Annotated in this window: 15 protein-coding genes and 1 pseudogene; 7 read left to right on the top strand and 9 right to left on the bottom strand. The window is 42.2% G+C overall.

Annotated features, from left to right (window positions below):
• Positions 1-41 precede the first annotated feature (41 nt).
• Together thiM and CYK47_RS02350 are read right to left on the bottom strand one after the other, a co-directional pair.
• A complete protein-coding gene (gene thiM / locus CYK47_RS02355) occupies positions 42-884 on the bottom strand; it encodes a hydroxyethylthiazole kinase (protein WP_122898559.1) in 843 nt (280 codons plus the stop codon).
• 12 nt (positions 885-896) lie between these two features.
• Positions 897-2,060 carry a hypothetical protein gene (locus tag CYK47_RS02350; RefSeq protein WP_122898751.1) on the bottom strand — a complete coding sequence of 388 codons (1,164 nt, stop codon included), beginning with the start codon at positions 2,058-2,060 and terminating at the stop codon, positions 897-899.
• Between the two features lie 284 nt (positions 2,061-2,344).
• Here CYK47_RS02350 and pepN point away from each other — a divergent pair, with 284 nt between their 5' ends.
• A complete protein-coding gene (pepN, locus tag CYK47_RS02345) occupies positions 2,345-4,954 on the top strand; it encodes an aminopeptidase N (RefSeq protein ID WP_122898557.1) in 2,610 nt (869 codons plus the stop codon).
• Positions 4,955-5,294: 340 nt separating this feature from the next.
• Entirely contained in the window at positions 5,295-6,566 is a 1,272-nt protein-coding gene (locus CYK47_RS02340; protein ID WP_122898555.1) for a DUF2254 domain-containing protein, read from the top strand.
• 28 nt (positions 6,567-6,594) lie between these two features.
• Here the strand turns inward: CYK47_RS02340 and CYK47_RS02335 are convergent, their stop codons facing one another.
• Both CYK47_RS02335 and CYK47_RS02330 read right to left on the bottom strand, forming a co-directional pair.
• The gene (locus tag CYK47_RS02335) at positions 6,595-7,044 is read right to left on the bottom strand and encodes a universal stress protein (RefSeq protein ID WP_122898553.1); all 450 of its coding nucleotides are present in this window, start codon (positions 7,042-7,044) and stop codon (positions 6,595-6,597) included.
• A 9-nt stretch (positions 7,045-7,053) separates the two neighbouring features.
• A complete protein-coding gene (locus tag CYK47_RS02330) occupies positions 7,054-7,497 on the bottom strand; it encodes a universal stress protein (protein ID WP_122898551.1) in 444 nt (147 codons plus the stop codon).
• Positions 7,498-7,720: 223 nt separating this feature from the next.
• Between CYK47_RS02330 and CYK47_RS02325 the strand changes: the two genes are divergently transcribed.
• Positions 7,721-8,707, top strand: a complete 987-nt coding sequence (locus CYK47_RS02325) for an alpha/beta hydrolase (protein ID WP_122898549.1) — start codon at positions 7,721-7,723, stop codon at positions 8,705-8,707.
• Positions 8,708-8,717: 10 nt separating this feature from the next.
• On the opposite strand, the gene CYK47_RS02320 is transcribed toward CYK47_RS02325, so the two are convergent.
• The 4 genes from CYK47_RS02320 to CYK47_RS02305 form a co-directional block, all read right to left on the bottom strand.
• On the bottom strand, positions 8,718-9,890 hold the full coding sequence (locus tag CYK47_RS02320) for a benzoate/H(+) symporter BenE family transporter (RefSeq protein ID WP_122898547.1): 1,173 nt from the start codon (positions 9,888-9,890) through the stop codon (positions 8,718-8,720).
• Between the two features lie 61 nt (positions 9,891-9,951).
• The gene (gene leuE, locus CYK47_RS02315; protein ID WP_122898545.1) at positions 9,952-10,602 is read right to left on the bottom strand and encodes a leucine efflux protein LeuE; all 651 of its coding nucleotides are present in this window, start codon (positions 10,600-10,602) and stop codon (positions 9,952-9,954) included.
• Between the two features lie 74 nt (positions 10,603-10,676).
• Positions 10,677-11,660 carry a transaldolase gene (gene tal, locus CYK47_RS02310; protein WP_122898543.1) on the bottom strand — a complete coding sequence of 328 codons (984 nt, stop codon included), beginning with the start codon at positions 11,658-11,660 and terminating at the stop codon, positions 10,677-10,679.
• 90 nt (positions 11,661-11,750) lie between these two features.
• Positions 11,751-12,641 (bottom strand): LysR family transcriptional regulator, encoded by an 891-nt coding sequence (locus tag CYK47_RS02305; protein WP_122898541.1) that lies wholly within the window; start codon positions 12,639-12,641, stop codon positions 11,751-11,753.
• Positions 12,642-12,734: 93 nt separating this feature from the next.
• Between CYK47_RS02305 and aceI the strand changes: the two genes are divergently transcribed.
• Positions 12,735-13,163: a chlorhexidine efflux PACE transporter AceI gene (gene aceI, locus CYK47_RS02300; protein WP_122898539.1), complete on the top strand. Its 429-nt coding sequence runs from the start codon at positions 12,735-12,737 to the stop codon at positions 13,161-13,163.
• A gap of 29 nt (positions 13,164-13,192) precedes the next feature.
• Here aceI and CYK47_RS02295 read toward each other — a convergent pair.
• Positions 13,193-14,473, bottom strand: a pseudogene (locus CYK47_RS02295) (acetyl-CoA C-acetyltransferase); the annotation flags it as partial.
• A gap of 271 nt (positions 14,474-14,744) precedes the next feature.
• On the opposite strand from CYK47_RS02295, the gene CYK47_RS02290 reads away from it, so the two are divergent.
• From CYK47_RS02290 to CYK47_RS02280, 3 genes are read left to right on the top strand one after another with little or no spacing between them, the layout of a single operon-like run.
• The gene (locus CYK47_RS02290) at positions 14,745-16,136 is read left to right on the top strand and encodes a 3-oxoacyl-ACP reductase (protein WP_122898535.1); all 1,392 of its coding nucleotides are present in this window, start codon (positions 14,745-14,747) and stop codon (positions 16,134-16,136) included.
• A gap of 19 nt (positions 16,137-16,155) precedes the next feature.
• The gene (locus tag CYK47_RS02285) at positions 16,156-17,007 is read left to right on the top strand and encodes a MaoC family dehydratase (protein ID WP_122898533.1); all 852 of its coding nucleotides are present in this window, start codon (positions 16,156-16,158) and stop codon (positions 17,005-17,007) included.
• Positions 17,008-17,067: 60 nt separating this feature from the next.
• On the top strand, positions 17,068-17,535 hold the full coding sequence (locus CYK47_RS02280; protein ID WP_122898530.1) for a copper resistance protein NlpE N-terminal domain-containing protein: 468 nt from the start codon (positions 17,068-17,070) through the stop codon (positions 17,533-17,535).
• The last annotated feature ends 73 nt before the right edge of the window (positions 17,536-17,608 follow it).

The raw sequence follows: 17,608 nt of genomic DNA, 5'->3' as shown, positions 1-17,608 counted from the left end.
TACTGGGCGCATTAAAACATAAGCGTGCCCAAAAGGCTATCTTAAATTGCTAAAACCTGAATATCTGCATGCTGCAAAATTGCATCTGCATTTAAATTATACAATTCATCTAAAAATGCCATGTTAAATGAGCCTACACTTTGTGCTTTGGCAAAGGCGAGTTTACCTGCAATGGCAAAATGTACATGTGCGGCAACAGTTGCCACGCTAGGCTGCGCCACTGCGGCATAGGCTGCAATTAACGCCCCTAAAGCACAGCCTGTTGCGGTGACTTTAGGCTGTAAATATGAACCGCCATTGACTTGAATCACACAGTTCAAGGCTTTGGATAAAATAAAATCCGACTCACCAGAAATGGCAATACATTCACTATGCTGTAACAACACTTGCGCTTGTTGGTACACTGCAGCGCTGCTTAAGGTGCTATCTACGCCTTTACTGGCTGTTTGCTGGCCCACTAAAGCGCTGATTTCTGAACCGTTGCCGCGAATAATTGTGGGTTTATACTCAAGTAACTCATCAATAATTTTAGAGCGCCAAGCCAATACTGCACCATAACCCACAGGGTCTAGTACCCACGGTTTATTTAAATCATGCGCAGTTTTAGCTGCAATGTGCATCGCTGCAACTTGTTGTTCGGTAGGTGTACCTAAATTAATATTTAAGCCCCCTGCAATCTGCATAAAGCTTTCGGCTTCATAAGGATTGTCAATTAAAGCGGGTGATGCACCGCAGGCCAACACCACGTTGGCCGCATAGTTGGCTGCTACACTATTGCTAATATAATGCACCAAGGGTTGTTGTGCTTGCAGGTTGTGCCATGCAGTCACGATCTGTGACATTAGTTGTTGTTTATCTATTTTTATTGCTGCTAGATCAGTCATGCTTAGGCTCAGTTATTGGGTAAAATAATGGTCTTGATGCTTACATTTTCGGCAGGTGAGCGTCACGTAATCTTCCGCGTCATAATCAACACTGAGTTCATTCGAGCCGCAGTGCATACAGCGTTTTTCGGCATAAAATTTTAAGCGAGGTTCAATTTTTTTCCATGAACGCCACATCGGTTGCACAAAAATACGCTCGTCATAGCCTAAAAAACGGAAAAATAAAATTTCACTCATTCGGCTTAAAGCTAAATTTGGCGGACGTGGCAGAGTAGAGGTTTCCCAGCACTCACGAATGGCACGTTCACGATATTGCTGTAAAGTTTTTTTCAGCATATTAGTGTTAATAAAATTATCGTTACGAGGTTGTAAAATCTGTTGTTTATGCAGATATTCTAGAGCAGTTTGTACCAAATAATAAATTTGCCCCACGGCAAGGCTGTCCATTAAGCGGTAGCAAAACATTTGAAAACTATGATTACCCGCAAATTGAATGCCCCAAGTGCGGCAATACATTTGCGTGAATTGAATAATATCTTGATAGAGCAATAAATAAATCGCGTCTTTGACTTCTTCACTATTTTTAAACGGAATCCCTAAGGACAGGTTTTCGTAAAACCAATGGCGTAATTGCTGAGTCACACTAAATAAACTCGGTTCAGAATAACCATCCAAACGGATATTTAAATAATAACGCTCACTATCGGTATTGGCATCGGGATCGACCAAAATATGCTGTTTGACTAAATGTTTAACAATGGCATTTTGGAATAAAAAATTGGGGCTAATATTTTGAAACTTAATTTCATCCCAGTGAATATATTCATCGTGTTTGGTATGTTCTTGTATCTGTGGGTCAAGTACGGCCAGTAAAAATAGTTTTTCCACAAATTTAAGCTGATGTAGCTCAAGTTCGACAATATCTTGACGTCGACCGTGGCTTTTACGTGTTTCTTGCAGGCGAGTAGCACGCATGACTTTTTTGCGTTCGTTTAAGCAACCGTCACAATGGCAGCTATGCTGTGGCTCTTGAAACACCCGATGTTGACAGTGGCTACATTCATGAAAGTTAATATCCTGATCAAATTGTTCGGCATCCATCCAATACATGGCTGCCTGACACAGTGGACAAAAGGCACTGTCATCCAAACTTTTACGTAAAATATTAAAACTCATCAGTTGCAAACGCATAAAAACTTAAGCCAATTATACACAGATTTAAGCTGCGGTATGGGGCGAGTCAAAAAGTTAAATAGCCTAAGCATATTTGGCAAGCAGGGGAGCGTTTCATAATATTGTTTAGCAACTGCTCAATTGCCGATAAATTTGCAACTCCTCGATTGAAAAAGTGCCATCTCCACCCATATAAAACTTAAACATAAAACCCACACAGCGCGTAGCACTTGACGTATGATCGAGTAAAAGCACATAAAAATCTGTAGATAGGATTAGGAATACATATGAACATTGCGGCAAATCCAGTGGTCGAGGCCGACCAAACGGTTTATTTAAAGGACTACCAAAAACCAAGTTTTTTAGTCAATTCAGTTGATCTGAATATTCAAGTGTTTGCTGAACATACGCGCGTTACTGCAAAGTTAGACATGCAACGTCAAACGGCTGGCGATTTAGTGCTGTTAGGGCGTGATTTAACTTTAGAGTCTGTACGTTTAAATGGGACAGAACTTAGCTCAGAAGCTTATCAGTTAGATGCTGAACAGTTGGTGATTAGTAATGCACCAGATCAAGCTTTAATTGAAACGGTGGTTTTGATTCATCCAGAAAGTAATACCCAATTAGAAGGTTTATACCAAGCCGCTGCTGATTTATTTGTAACGCAAAACGAACCAGAAGGTTTCCGTAAAATTACGTTTTATCCAGACCGTCCAGATGTATTGTCAGTGTTTACCACGCGTGTTGAAGCGGACAAAAAATTCCCTGTACTGCTTGCCAATGGTAACTTAATTGAAAAAGGCGAGGCAGGCGAAGGTCGTCATTACGCGATTTGGCAGGATCCAACCAAAAAACCAGCCTATTTATTTGCTTGTGTGGTCGGTGATTTGGCAGTACTTAAAGACAGCTATGTGACTTCTGAAGGGCGTAACGTTGCCTTAGAAATTTATGCCGAACAAAAAGATATTCCAAAATGTCACATTGCAATGCAAGCACTTAAGCATTCAATGCGTTGGGACGAAGAGCATTATGGTCTACCCTATGACCTCGACAACTATATGATTGTGGCAACCAGTGCTTTTAATATGGGGGCTATGGAAAACAAAGGTTTAAATATCTTTAATACCTCATGTGTCTTGGCAGATGAAGAGTTCACGACAGATGCTGCGATTATGCGTGTGCAATCGGTGATTGCGCATGAATATTTCCATAACTGGACCGGTAACCGTATTACTTGCCGTGATTGGTTCCAATTGTGCTTAAAAGAAGGCTTAACTGTATTCCGTGATCAATCTTTCTCAGAAGATTTACAATCGGCTGCGGTACAACGGATTGATGATGTTGCGGTTTTAAAAGCCCATCAATTCCCTGAAGATTCAGGCCCATTGTCGCATCCACCACGTCCTGATCATTTTGTCGAAATTAATAACTTCTATACTGCAACCGTCTATGAAAAAGGTGCGGAAATTAACCGCATGATGGCAACGCTTTTGGGTAAAGAAAAATTCCGTGCGGGAACTGATGAATACTTCAAACGCCACGATGGTCAAGCTGTTACCGTTGAAGATTGGGTGGCAGCACTCACTGCAGGTTCAGGTGTAGATTTATCGGCATTCTTAACTTGGTACAACCAACCGGGTACACCAAAGCTTGAAGCCAAAGGTGAGTATAATGCAGATGCACAAACCTATACCTTAAGCTTGAAACAAACCCTGAAAGCACATCCAAAATATCCAAATTTAAAAGCAGTACCGATTCCTGTGGCATTGGCATTATTTGATGCAGCGACAGGTGAGCAGCTGAGCTTAAATTCTGAGGATTTATTTGAAAATGGCGTGAAAGATGGGGTGTACTTATTTGACACTGATGCAGCACATATTACATTTACGGGTGTGGCGGCTCAACCTGTAGTGTCGTTATTACGTAATTTCTCAGCCCCGGTAAATTTAGAATTTGATTATTCAGATGCTGAACTTGCCTTCTTATTGCAATATGAAACCAACGGTTTTAACCAATGGCAAGCCTCACAAACCTTACTTGAAAATATCTTACTCAAAGATCAACCCGCTGAGATTTATATTCAAGCCATGTTAGATACCTTGCCTAAGGTGGTTGCGCAAGATCCGCTATTGGCTTCACGTTTGTTTGATGTACCAAGTGAAGGCTATTTAGGTAGTCGTATTGATACGGACTATAATCCAAGCCTGATTCAAGAAAAACGCAATGCCTTGTTAGATACTTTAGCACGTGCTTTTGCTGCACAAGCAAAAGAGATGTATTTGGCATTAGATCCAAGTGCTCAGTCAGAGTTTTCTCAAGCCATGGGAACACGCGCCTTAAAAAATATTCTCTTGACCATGATTGCACGTCAAGGTGATGAAGATGCATTTACACTGGCAGAGCAGCAGTTTAAACACTCACGCAATATGTCAGAGCGTTTAGGGGCATTAAAAGTCTTGGTATGGAACGATGCACCGCAAGCGGAAAAAGCACTGATTGATTTCTATTTGCGCTTTAAAGATGAAGCCTTGTCGATGGATCAATGGTTTATGATTCAAGCAGCACATCCCAAAGCCAGTGCAGAAACCATACAATATTTAACTGAACATCCAGATTATGATTTAGGTGTGCCAAACCGTATTCGTGCGGTATCGGGTGGCTTAAATAGTAATCCTGTCAATACATGGAGTTTTGGCGTTCAGCACTTCATTGACTTGGCGAAATACTTAGATGAGAAAAACCCAATTGTAGGTTCTCGTTTACTGCAAGTCTTATCACGTTGGTACACTTTAGCGGAACCGCAGCGTAGTGAAGTACAAGCCCAACTCGAAGCTTTAAAACCACAAGTGAAATCTAAGAATGTGGTGGAAACCTTAAATACTATGTTGAGCGTATAAATACTCAGCATTGATCCTCAATAAAACCCATCTTCGGATGGGTTTTTTATTGTTGAGCAGAGTTTAGGTAAAGCATATTTTGTTAGTGAGCTAAGGTTGGCAATAGGCATATGAAACTTATGATTGGTGCAGGGGGGCTTACTACGCTTTTGGATTCACAACATGTTATTCAACCTAATTCGCAAGCAGAAATTTAATCTATCCATATGCCGATCATTTTGGATAGCGCCATGCTGGCGCTGAGCGTAAAACTCAGCAGCCTAGTCCTAATGATCGTTTTATGGGCAAAGTTAGATTTTTGAGGTATAAGTAAAACAACAAGAATAAATAGAGCTAAACCATGTGGCATCGTCTTAAAATTATTTTAGCTGATCCTGCTAAAAGCTTATGGATACATCCCACCCTTGGCGCCGTGTTTGCGGTGGTCTTTTCCTTAATTGCCAAACTGGGTGTATATTTATTTTCAAATGATGCAGTGCCTAATATTTCGGTCGAGACCTTGTCTGATCTGCTCAATATTATTGCTTCGAGTATGTTGGCAGTCACCACTTTTTCTTTATCAATTATGGTGTCAGCACTTGCTTCAAGCTCCAATAGTGCTACCCCACGCGCGCGTTTATTGATTATGGCCGACGATACCGCGCGGATTGCAATTGCGTCTTTTATTGCAGCATTCATTTATTCGGTGATTGCTAAAATCGCGTTAAGTTTAGAATATTATGGCGTACAAGGACGCTTTATTTTGTTTGTGAGTACCATATTGGTGCTGATGTATATCATCTTGACACTCATTCGTTGGGTACATACTTTATCGCAACTCGGTTCTTTAGGGGATGCCATTCAGCGCATTGAAAAGGTCGCAAGCACCAGTTTGGCACGTTATCGTGCTCAGCCCAACTTAGGTGCTTGCCATACTCAGCCGACAGGGAAGCCTCGTTTTCATGTGCTGAGTCCTGCAACTGCATATATTTGTGATATCGACTTACATGCGTTAAATCAACTTGCAGCAGAGCATGAACTACATATTCATATTGCAGCACGTCCGGGTAAATTTGTTGCCTTGGCACAAAGCGTGCTCGAGGTCTATTGCCAAGCGCCCTTGGAGCAGCAAGCGATTGCAACACTACAGGCGCAATTGCTGGCCTGTATTTTGATTGAGCAGAACCGCCGTTATGAGCAAGACCCGCGTTTAGGTTTGTTGGTGATGAGTGAAGTCGGGCAGCGTGCCATGTCTGCCTCAATTAATGATCCTGCCACCGCAATTAGTGTCCTAAATGCTTTGACACGGGTGATCATTGATACCCAAGCTTTAGAAACAGAGGTGCTTGAATTTGAGCATCTTAGTATTGTAGATATGGATGAAGCCTCATGGGTCGAAAGTGCTTTTGCACCCATTGCCCGAGATTCTGTAGCGAATTTAGAAATTAATCAGCGTTTATTAAAATGTTTGGCATTAATTGCGCAATATGCGCCTGAACAGCCTATCCAACAGGCAGCAGAGGCTCAAGCACAACAGGTCTTACAGCGGGCTTTGCTGCATTTGACCGAGCCTTTAGACCAACAGCGTTTAGCGCAGTGTTTTACGGAGGCATTTAAAAAATCCCCTGTTTAGTCAGGGGATATGGCTTTAAGATGACGTGTTAGGCCTTGACGATTAACACTGGAATCGGTGATTGCGTCAGGACATTTTGTGCCACGCTACCAAGCATCAGTTTTTGTAAACCCGTGCGGCCATGTGAACCCATCATAATTAAATCGGCGCCCACTTCATCGGCAACGTGAATAATACCTTCAGATGGCGTTACACCGCGAATCAGTTTAACCTGAGCCGAGAGGTTTTCACGGGCTAAATTGGCTTGAATTTCGTTGAGACGGTTTTGTGCATGACTTTCAGCTTGCATAAAATAGTCGGTAATGGCAGGTGCGACTTTATAAAAATCTACTCCCACAAAAGGATCAACCGCAATCACGCTCATAATGGTAAGCTTGGCTTGTAAATCTTGAGCCAAGCATTTAGCTTGTTCAACAGCGGCATAAGAAATCGGTGATTCGTCAATAGCGACTAAAATATGTTGATAGGATTGGCTCATAATTGCCTCTTACGCTTTAATAATTAGCACAGGTAGTTCTGAGCTACCCAATACATCTTGTGCAAAGCTACCTAACAAGAATTTTTGGAAACCTTTACGACCATGTGATCCCATGACAATCAGATCGGCATTGAGTTTATGGGCAGTTTCAATAATCCCTTCGGCTGATACTGCGCCACGAATAATCTCTGTTTCAGCATGAGCGCCTAATGCTGTGGCAAGGCTTAATGCCTCAGTCAGGGCTTTTTTAGCATTCGCTTCGGCTTCAATAAAATATTCTTTCATAATCGCAGAAGAATAGTAAAAGTCAGCGCCAGTAAATGGATCTTCAGCAATTAAACTAATTAAGGTCAATTGACTATTAAAGGCTTGGGCAATTTTTGCCGCATGTTGCACTGCAGAAAAAGAAATTTTCGATCCATCAACAGGAACTAAAATATGGTGGTAAGTCATGCTGGCACTCCTTATACATTTATCGTTATTGGGTATAATTTATACATAACATATTGAATAAATATAAACAATAAAATTGCCAAAAATATTTGTAAATTCAGCGTATTAGAAGCGTTTGTTTTTATTTAAACCCAACTAAAATAATCAAATTTTAAAGCCTTAATATTGCTGTGGTTTTATGCTTTAATAACCCAATAAAAGCTAAAAAAGTGTGTGCTAAATGATGAAAATATGGCCAAAAGCGTTGCTGCTGATGCTGTCTTTGAGTTTGCTGGGGTGTCAAACACTGCAATCTACACAAGTGATTGCCAAAACTTTTAATTTCACCACCCAAATGCAGCAACGTTTGATGGATCGCGGTGCACCACAAGATGTGCTGGTAAAAAACAATATTGCTTATCAGATCGCACCCGATTTACATTTAGATGTCTATCAAGCTGCTGATGTTTATACGCGTGCGCCGCGCCCGACCATTGTTTGGATTCATGGTGGTGGTTGGATTTCGGGGTCTAAACAGCATGCACGCGGTTATTTTAAGCGTTTAGCTGCTGCAGGCTATAACGTGATAGCTGTGCAATATCCACTGGCACCACAATATCGCTATCCCACGCAATTACAACAGATTGATCAAGCCTTAAGCTTTGTGCGCCAAAATGCAGTCAGTTTGCACCTAGATGCCCAGCAATTGTATTTGGCGGGGGATTCAGCAGGCGCAAATTTGGTGAGTCATTATGCGGCTTTAGTGAGCAACCCACATTTTGCTAAAGCAAGTCAACTACAGTTAAGCACGCCACTTGAGGATTTAAAAGGCTTGATTTTGCATTGTGGTATTTATGATCTGAATGCTTTTGTGGATACTGCACCTGATGAAATGCGCTTGGTCGAATGGGGTGTTTATCAATTGGTGCAGGCCTATACAGGGCAAAAATCTTATGATGCGGCATTTTTAAAGCAATTATCGCCTATTCATCAACTCAGCCCAAACTATCCACCTGTATTCATCAGTGGCGGTAATCGAGATTTTTTAACCAAAAGCCAATCTGTACCGTTTGTAGCAGCATTGCAAGCGCAAAATATCCAAGTCGAAGCGATATTTTATCCTGATTCTAAAGAATGGTTATTACATGAGTATCAATTCTTTTTAAATCAACAGGCCAGCCAAGCCACTTTTCAAAAAACTTTAGATTTTATCACCAGCCATAGCCCATAAAAAAAGCAGCTTAAGCTGCTTTTTTGGGTCTGAGAATGAGTGTAACAATTAAACCTAGCAACAAGCCCCAAAAGGCAGAACCAATATTTAAAAATTGCACACCTGAGGCACTCATTAAAAAAGTGATTAAGGCTGCTTCGCGATGTTCGGCATCACTAAACGCCAAACTGATGTTATGGCTAATGGTGCCAAATAAGGCTATCCCTGCAACTGCAGTAATCAATAAGTTTGGAAAACTCAGCAGCGCTTGGGTTAAAGTGGCTGCAAAGAGTGCCACCAATAAATAACACAGACCTGAACTCATGCCAGCAATATAACGGCGTTTCGGATCAGGATGGGCTTGATCATCAAGGCTGATAGCGGCACTAATGGCGGCAGTATTGACAGAAAAACAGCCAAAAGGCGCAAGTAAGCTCTGCACTGCACCTGTCCAGCCGATTAAATGTTTGACATGCGGTTGATAACCGTAAGCCTGAATAATGGCAATACCTGGTAAATATTGCGAGGCCATGTTAATCACCAACAGTGGTAAGGCTAATCCTAAAATAGCTGCAAGATTAAATTCAGGCGTCATCCACACAGGATGAGTTATCCCCCAACTTAATTGTGGTGCTTCAAAGACCATAAAAAATGGACTACTAAACATGGCAGCTAAAACAGTAATGACAATACTATAACGCGGCATAAAACGTTTACTAAGCACATACACCGCAAGCAGCAGTACAATAAAGCCAATACTTTCATTGAGGCTACTAAATAACTGTACACCAAATTTCAGCAAGACACCGCCCAGCATCGCTGCGGTTAAACTGGTGGGAATAAACGCCAAAATACGACCAAATATGCCAGAAAAACCCAAAATCGCGGTCAATATGCCACAGACCACAAAAGCGCCAATCGCTTCATGTAAACTATAGTTGGAGGCACTGGCCAAAATCATGGCCAAACCCGCGGTTGACCATGAGGTTGCAACTGGATATTTAAAGCGCCATGACAGCCCTAAACCACACCGTCCGATGCCTAAACACAAGGCCCAAAACCATGAGCTAATTTGCGCTTGATTGGCACCTAAGCCTTGGGCAGTTTGAATGACCAAAACAGCAGACACACTAATGCCTACCAAACAAGTAATAAAGCCTGCAAAGGCAGCAGGCACAGAAAAATCACGCAGTAACTGATGCATTATAAAGATAAATGTGTTGAATTTTTAAGCATCATACGCTGTTTTATGTCATTTGGTATTTTTATAAAGTAGAGCTGGCCAGTTTTAGCCCAAAACCACAAAATAAAAGCCCCACCAAAGCCACACACACTGCCGTAAAACGATAACGATGCGCGAAATAACCGGCAAGCTTAGCTCCAGAAAAGATCAGCACACTCAAATATGACATACTGATACATTGTAAAATGAGCGCCAGTGCTGCAAAGCTCAGAGCAGGATAAGGATAAGCAGGATCAACAAACTGCACAAAAAACGACAAGTAAAATAAAATGGCTTTAGGATTTAAAATACTAATGGTGAGTGCGGTGCGAAACGGACTGAGTTTTTCGATATGATGTGCTGTTGTGCGTTGTTGCTGCTGTGATGGAGGGTGTTGCCAGCTATGTCTGGCGGCTTGCAATAATTTAAGACCTAAATAACTTAAATAGAGGGCACCAATAATTTTTAAAGCCGTAAATAACCAAGGGAAATGATGCAATAATGATGCAGCCCCCAAGGCAGTGAGGACAATTAAAATTAAATCCCCCATATATACGCCAAACGCACTTTGATAACCTACTTTAATGCCATAGCGTGAAGCCACCGACATGACATACAAAGAATTTGGCCCAGGTAATAATACAATCAGGGTCGTGCCAATGATATAAGTGGTTAAATCGGTAATGCCAAGCACGAGTGATGTCCATGAAAAAGCCGATGTTGATTATACCCCCATCGGCTGAAAAGCGTGCTTTAAATCCTGAATCTTTAGACAGAAATTTCTGCGTGTGCCATGGCGCTTGCCAATAATTGATGTAATTGTTGACGTGCTTTAATAAAGCCATCAATGCCACCTTGTAACAATTGGCTGGCCATTAAGTCATGCTCCACCTCAGCTTTAAAAGTCACTTCATCTAATACCACATGATGGTCTTGATGCGGCGCGGCATGCTCAGCAGATAATTGAGGAATGACATCGATCTCGCTGTTTTCCAATTGTTGTAATAAATTAGGCGCTACGGTGAGTAAATCACACCCAGCTAAACCTAATACTTGCTCAATGCTACGGAAACTAGCACCCATCACTTCGGTTTGAATACCATGTTGTTTATAGTATTGATAAATTTGTTTAACCGATAAAACACCTGGGTCTTGGCTAATTGGATAGCTGTCTACACCTTCGGCTTTTTTGTACCAATCTAAAATACGACCTACAAAAGGTGAGATTAAGGTGACTTTGGCATCGGCACAGGCGCGTGCTTGGGTTAAGCCAAACAGTAAAGTTAAATTACAATGGATACCTTCGGCTTCTAAAGCTCGCGCAGCTTGAATGCCTTCCCATGTCGAGGCAATTTTAATTAAAATACGGTCTTGGGCAATGCCATATTCTTGATAAAGCGCGAGCAATTCTTTGGCTTTGGCAATGGTGGCTTCGGTGTCATAAGATAATGCTGCATCGACTTCGGTAGACACACGGCCATCAATTAATTTTAAAATTTCTACGCCCAGTTGGACGGTTAAAATATCAATGCTACGTTCAATTAAAGCATCATGTTGATAGCCTTCACTGCGTGCTTGTGCAAATGCACGTTCAATCAGGGTGCGGTTTTCTGGTTGCATTGCCGCAGCAGTAATTAAGGATGGATTGGTGGTGGCGTCGAGTGGACGTAACTGTGCAATCGCATTTAAGTCACCGCTGTCGGCAACGATGGTGGTGAATTGTTTTAATTGCGTTAAGGTATTGGCTTTCATTACTTTAATTCTTTATTTCATAACCCTGTAGTGTTGTTATATAGTAAATAAAGCGCTATTGCCAAGTACTTGGCGGCCTAATTGCAGTAATTAAACTGGATTTTTCCGATGATTTTGCAAATATTGGATTAAAAATTGTGCAGCTTGACCCAAGGCATGATCACGTCGCCAGACCAAATCCATAAAATAAGTAAACTGTGGGGTAAAGTCGCGGATGGCTAAAACTTGGAGTTGTTCGGCCAAGTAAGGGTTCTCTTTGAGCATTTGTAGCGGTAATACCCCCCAACCCAAGCCCTGTAAAATTAAGCGACAAGCTGAATCATGATGATCACTATGCCATGCTTGGGTCGAAAAGCTCAGCTCAGGGACTAAGTCCCGTTCACGACTCGCCACCACGATTTGTCGATGCTGTTGCAAATCGCGTAGCGTGATTGCACTGCGTTGGGCTAAGACATGTTGCTTCGCTGCCACAGCCACCAAACTTTGTTGTTCGACTTCAATAAATTGCTCGTCACTGTTTAAATGTTCACGCTCAAACATAAAGGCTAATTGGGCGCGTCCAGTTTTCAAAAGCCGTAAAGCATCTTCTTGCGGAGAATTTAAAATATTGATTTTAAGACTAGGGAAGGCTTTTGCGACTTGAGCGATATAAGTCGGCCAACTGCTGTATTGTAATTCTGACACCACAACAATATTTAATTCTGCCTCTAAACCTCGGCTTAGGGCGTGGGCATGTTGCTGCCATGCCTGCATCTCGACCAAAAGCTGCAAGGCTTGGTGATACAATTGTTCTGCTGCTAAGGTTGGGGTCGGCTCTCGGCCATGGCGTTCGAACAGCTGTAAATTTAAGTCTAGCTCTAAATTGCTAATGGCCATACTCACCGCAGAGGGCACTTTACCTAAATGCCGCGCCGCAGCGGAAAAAGAGCCATATTCTATGACACTTTTAAAAATAGTTAACTGTTCTTGATTTACGTTCATGCTGCACCTATCAATAAAATTGAAAGAATCTAACTCGATCAATCAACATTAAGCACATATGATGCCAGCACTTGAGATATTTAGAGTGAAAAAATGTTGTTGTCAAAACGCAGAATAGTGCATGCTTTCAGCTATGAAGTGATTTTATTAAGCATTATTGCTGTAGCACTGAGTTTTATTTTTAATATGCCGCTTGAAGTCACGGGTGGTTTAGGGGTGGCTATGGCAATCACATCTGTATTTTGGAATATGCTGTTTAATCATTTTTTTGAAAAATTTGAAGCCAAACATCAGCTTAAGCGTGGCATCAAAGTCAGGATTTTACATGCCATTGGTTTTGAAGGCGGTTTGATGTTGGCCACCATTCCGATGGTTGCATACGCTTTAAAAATGAGCCTATGGCAAGCTGTGGTGCTCGATTTTTCTATGACCTTATGTATTTTAGTCTACACCTTTATTTTTCAGTGCTGTTATGACCATATTGAAGCGCGTTTAGGTTATAGCCCCGAATATCGACATTAAAAAAGCACCCCGTGGGGTGCTGGTTTTGTTTATTTTTCCACAATCGCGGTGACACCCTGACCACCGGCAGCACAAATTGAAATTAAGGCGCGACCTGAACCTTTTTGATGCACTAATTTGGCGGCTGTGGCTAAAATACGCCCGCCTGTGGCCGCAAATGGATGACCCGCTGCTAAAGATGAACCATGCACATTGAGCTTGCTGCGGTCAAGCGCACCGAGTGGTGCATCCAAACCTAAACGGTTTTTACAGAAATTTGGGTCTTCCCACGCTTTTAAAGTAGAAAGAACCTGAGCGGCAAAAGCTTCATGAATTTCATAAAAGTCAAAATCTTGTAGGCTTAAATTGGCACGCTGTAGCATACGTGGCACAGCATAAGCAGGTGCCATGAGTAGCCCTTCTTTTTTGTGAATAAAATCAACGGCAGCGGTTTCGCTAAAGCTTAAATAAGCTAAAATTTCATGTCCATTGGCTTTGGCCCATTCTTCTGAGGCCAATAACACACAAGATGCGCCATCGGTGAGTGGGGTAGAGTTACCTGCGGTCATGGTGCGGGCATCGCCTTTACCAAAAGCGGGGTTGAGTTTGGCTAACTTTTCGACGCTCGAATCAGGACGTAAATTATTATCGCGTTGTAAACCTAAAAATGGGGTGATTAAGTCGTCAAAGAAGCCTGCTTCATAGGCTGCGTGCATTTTTTGATGTGAACTAGCGGCCAGCTCATCTTGCGCTTCACGCGAAATACCCCATTCTAAGGTGGTTAAAGCTTGATGGTCGCCCATGGATAAGCCTGTGCGCGGTTCACCATTACGCGGGGCATCCATTAAATCTTTCACATTAATTTTGGCTAAAGCCTGTAAACGTGCTTTGGCAGTTTTGGCAATATTCAGTTCTAACAGCGCTTTACGTAAACCATCGCCTAAGGCAATTGGCGCATCGGATGTGGTATCCACACCGCCTGCAATCCCCACTTCAATCTGACCCAAAGCAATTTTATTGGCCACTTGAAAAGCGGCTTGTAAACCTGTGCCACAGGCTTGCTGTAAATCATAAGCTGGCGTTTCAGGGGCAAGTTTGGTATTTAAGACACATTCACGCGTCATGTTAAAATCACGACTATGTTTGAGTACAGCTCCAGCTGCTACTTCACCTAAACGTTGACCTTGTAAATTGAAGCGCTCCACTAAGCCATTTAAGGCTGCAGTGAGCATGTCAATATTAGTGGCTTTAAAGTAGGCACCATTGGAACGGGCAAAAGGAATGCGATTACCGCCTAAAATAGCCACACGGCGAATAGTATTTTGTGTCATAAATTCTCGTCCTCATTTGGGGTGATGCAAATAACAACAATCAATGGTGTTATGGCAGCTGTACTTTTTGTTGTTCAGTCTTGACCTTAACATACTCTAAAGCAAAGGGGATTGACTAGATTGACAGTGGATTTTGCGGCAAGGTCAAGTCATCAAATTGTAAACTCACGTATCATCGCAGTGAAAAACATAGATCTTTTGCCCGATAAGTGTTTAATATCTCTATAAACAAAAGATCAATTCAACTTATATTTGATGCGAGATAATAACCATGACTGATCAATATCAAAATTTTTCCCATTCTCCTATTGGTAAATTTGTCGTTAAAAATTTAGGTTTACCACAGCCGCAGCAACTCGAACGCTTTACTCAAGCAATGCCTGTGTTAAAGGGTGCATTGTTATTGGGGGCTGCACCCAACAGTATGCTCAGTACCGCCATTGCCCAAGTACTTACCAATATTCATGCCAATAGCTATGCAGGTAATAATCCAGAATTACAGCAACAAGCTGCTACAGCGGGTTTAAATTTAGGTGCGTTTAATGCAGGCGATAAAGAATCCAAATTTAAAGCCTTAGTGTTTGATGCATCGGGTATTCAAAACAGTCAACAACTCAAACAACTGTATGATTTTTTCCATCCCGTGATGCGTCAAGTGTCTGCTTCTGGACGGGTGGTGGTGTTGGGGATTACACCTGAGCGCGCCACCGATGTTGCTCAAGCTATTGCCCAGCGTGCTTTAGAAGGTTTAGTCAAGTCTTTAGGTAAAGAACTGAAAAAAGGGATTAGCGCACAGTTGATTTATGTAGATCCCGATGCAGCAGAGAATATCGAATCTAGTTTACGTTTTGTATTGTCAGCGCGTTCAGCTTATATCTCAGGTCAAGTATTACGGGTGCAAAAAGCTCAACTACAACAGCTTGATTGGGAGCAACCTTTGGCTGGAAAAACCGCTTTAGTGACTGGTGCTAGTCGTGGCATTGGCGAAGCGATTGCTGAAGTATTGGCGCGTGATGGGGCACATGTGATTTGCTTAGATGTCGCAGCCCAACAGGCCGATTTAGAACGGGTGGCGAGTCGGATTCAAGGTTCGGCATTAAGCGTCGATATTAGCAGTGAACACGCCAGTCAAGAGATTATACAGGCAGCAGCTGCACACGGTGGTTTAGATATCGTGGTACATAATGCAGGGATTACCCGTGATAAAACCCTAGCGAATATGAAACCTGAGGCATGGGATTTGGGACTCAATATCAACTTATCCAGTATTGAACGTATTAATACAGAATTATTGGCGCAAAATGCCATCCAAGCGCAAGGGCGCATTATTTGTGTGTCCTCTATTTCGGGCATTGCGGGCAATATGGGACAGACCAATTATGCCACGTCTAAAGCAGGTGTAATTGGGATCGTGAAATATACTGCACCAACGCTAAACAATGGCATCACTATTAACGCCGTGGCACCGGGATTTATTGAAACCCAAATGACCGCAGCGATTCCGTTTGCAATTCGCGAAGCAGGGCGTCGTATGAATTCGATGAGTCAAGGTGGTTTACCTGTGGATGTAGCAGAAGCGATCGCCTTTTTTGCCAGTCCTGCATCAGGTGGCTTAAATGGCAATGTATTACGGGTTTGTGGACAAAGCGTACTCGGTGCTTAAATTTTAAAGGAAAATTCTCATGTCAACGCGTCATTTTCAGCATTTGCCAAAACCCTATTTGGCCTATCCTCAGATTATTCGTGGCTTAATTCAAAAAAAAGCCAAAGGCCAAGCTCTGCCTCAACTTGAGTATGTGGTCGATGAGTTACGTCTTGATGCACAGCATTTAGCCAAATATCAACAACTGACTGGTTTTGCACAAAATCAGCACGTCCCTGCCTTATATTTTGCAGTGCTTTCGCAAAGCTTACAGATGCAAATGATGAGTTTAGCTGAATTTCCATTTCAGGCTTTAGGTTTAGTGCATGTGGCCAACGAAATTCAGCAAAAACGTATAATTTTGGCCGATGAATGCTTTAGTTTGTCATGTCGTTTGGGGGAGTTATTGCCGCATGAAAAAGGCGTCGTGTTTGACTTTATCACTGAGGTAAAAGTAGCTGATCAAGTGGTCATGACGGGCAGTAGCCGCTATTTATCAAAGCAAAAAGGCAGCTCTGTCGACAAAGTTAAAACTACAGCGCAGCCCGTCTATTTAGTTAAAGATGAATGGCAAGTGGCAGAAAATACGGGTCGTCAATATGCGTTAAATTCAGGGGATTTTAATTTAATTCATTTACATCGCTTGACTGCCAAAGCCTTTGGGTTTAAACGCGCGATTGCCCATGGGATGTGGAGCAAAGCACAAGTGTTATCACGCTTAGATTTACCATCTGCTTACCATGCACAGGTTGATTTTAAGCTGCCAATTTATTTGCCTTCGCGGGTGGAGTTACTTAGCGCTGAAAATAGCAAGATTGAATTTTTACTGCGCAACACCCAAGATCATAAACCGCACTTAGTCGGCAGTGTGAGCGCACTTTCAGGTATTTAATAGATGATATTTTCTGTGAATATGCTATTTTGCTCAGGTGATTTTAAGTTGTGATACAGCATGAAAAAGCCAGTGATTATTCCCTTATTTGCCATGAGCGTGGTGGTGTTAGGTGGTTGTCAGGACAGTAACAGCACAAAGCAACAGACCTCTGCCATGGAGCAGAAAGTTGAGCAAGCGCAGTGGGTAGGAACCTATCAAGGCACCACACCATGTATGGGGTGTCTGTCACGTTGCCAAGATTGTCCGGGGATGGCGGTTGATTTAACCTTAAACCAAGACATGACCTATACCTTAGTGCGTGAAAGTTTAAGTGGGCATAATCAAGTTGAAACCTTAACCGGTATCATGCGTTTTCGTGATGCTGAAAAGACTCAACTTGAATTGGTCAATGTCACCACACGTAATTTACTGGTGGTGGATACCAAGCATCATTTATTAGAAATTCGTGAAGATGTAACAGCGAATGCTTACCTTGCCGCAGATGATTTCTTACTGGAACAACCTAGCAAAAGCAGCGAAAGCTAAAGTGAATTAAGGATGATCAATGATCATCCTTTTTTTATGCGCTATTGTTTTGCAAATGGCTAATTGCGAGCGC

The organism is Acinetobacter sp. B51(2017) (assembly GCF_003711395.1).
Taxonomy (GTDB): Bacteria; Pseudomonadota; Gammaproteobacteria; order Pseudomonadales; family Moraxellaceae; genus Acinetobacter.
Note: the sequence above shows the minus strand (reverse complement) of the source record. Positions and strands in the feature narration are given on the sequence as shown.

Excerpts from the sequence above, each read along its gene's own strand:
- CYK47_RS02340 (WP_122898555.1), top strand. The coding sequence starts at position 5,295 with ATGTGGCATCGTCTTAAAATTATTTTAGCTGATCCTGCTAAAAGCTTA.
- CYK47_RS02280 (WP_122898530.1), top strand. The coding sequence starts at position 17,068 with ATGAAAAAGCCAGTGATTATTCCCTTATTTGCCATGAGCGTGGTGGTG.
- CYK47_RS02285 (WP_122898533.1), top strand. The coding sequence starts at position 16,156 with ATGTCAACGCGTCATTTTCAGCATTTGCCAAAACCCTATTTGGCCTAT.
- CYK47_RS02330 (WP_122898551.1), bottom strand. The coding sequence starts at position 7,497 with ATGACTTACCACCATATTTTAGTTCCTGTTGATGGATCGAAAATTTCT.
- CYK47_RS02325 (WP_122898549.1), top strand. The coding sequence starts at position 7,721 with ATGAAAATATGGCCAAAAGCGTTGCTGCTGATGCTGTCTTTGAGTTTG.
- pepN (WP_122898557.1), top strand. The coding sequence starts at position 2,345 with ATGAACATTGCGGCAAATCCAGTGGTCGAGGCCGACCAAACGGTTTAT.
- CYK47_RS02335 (WP_122898553.1), bottom strand. The coding sequence starts at position 7,044 with ATGAGCCAATCCTATCAACATATTTTAGTCGCTATTGACGAATCACCG.
- aceI (WP_122898539.1), top strand. The coding sequence starts at position 12,735 with ATGTTGTTGTCAAAACGCAGAATAGTGCATGCTTTCAGCTATGAAGTG.
- thiM (WP_122898559.1), bottom strand. The coding sequence starts at position 884 with ATGACTGATCTAGCAGCAATAAAAATAGATAAACAACAACTAATGTCA.
- CYK47_RS02320 (WP_122898547.1), bottom strand. The coding sequence starts at position 9,890 with ATGCATCAGTTACTGCGTGATTTTTCTGTGCCTGCTGCCTTTGCAGGC.
- CYK47_RS02290 (WP_122898535.1), top strand. The coding sequence starts at position 14,745 with ATGACTGATCAATATCAAAATTTTTCCCATTCTCCTATTGGTAAATTT.
- tal (WP_122898543.1), bottom strand. The coding sequence starts at position 11,660 with ATGAAAGCCAATACCTTAACGCAATTAAAACAATTCACCACCATCGTT.
- CYK47_RS02350 (WP_122898751.1), bottom strand. The coding sequence starts at position 2,060 with ATGAGTTTTAATATTTTACGTAAAAGTTTGGATGACAGTGCCTTTTGT.
- CYK47_RS02305 (WP_122898541.1), bottom strand. The coding sequence starts at position 12,641 with ATGAACGTAAATCAAGAACAGTTAACTATTTTTAAAAGTGTCATAGAA.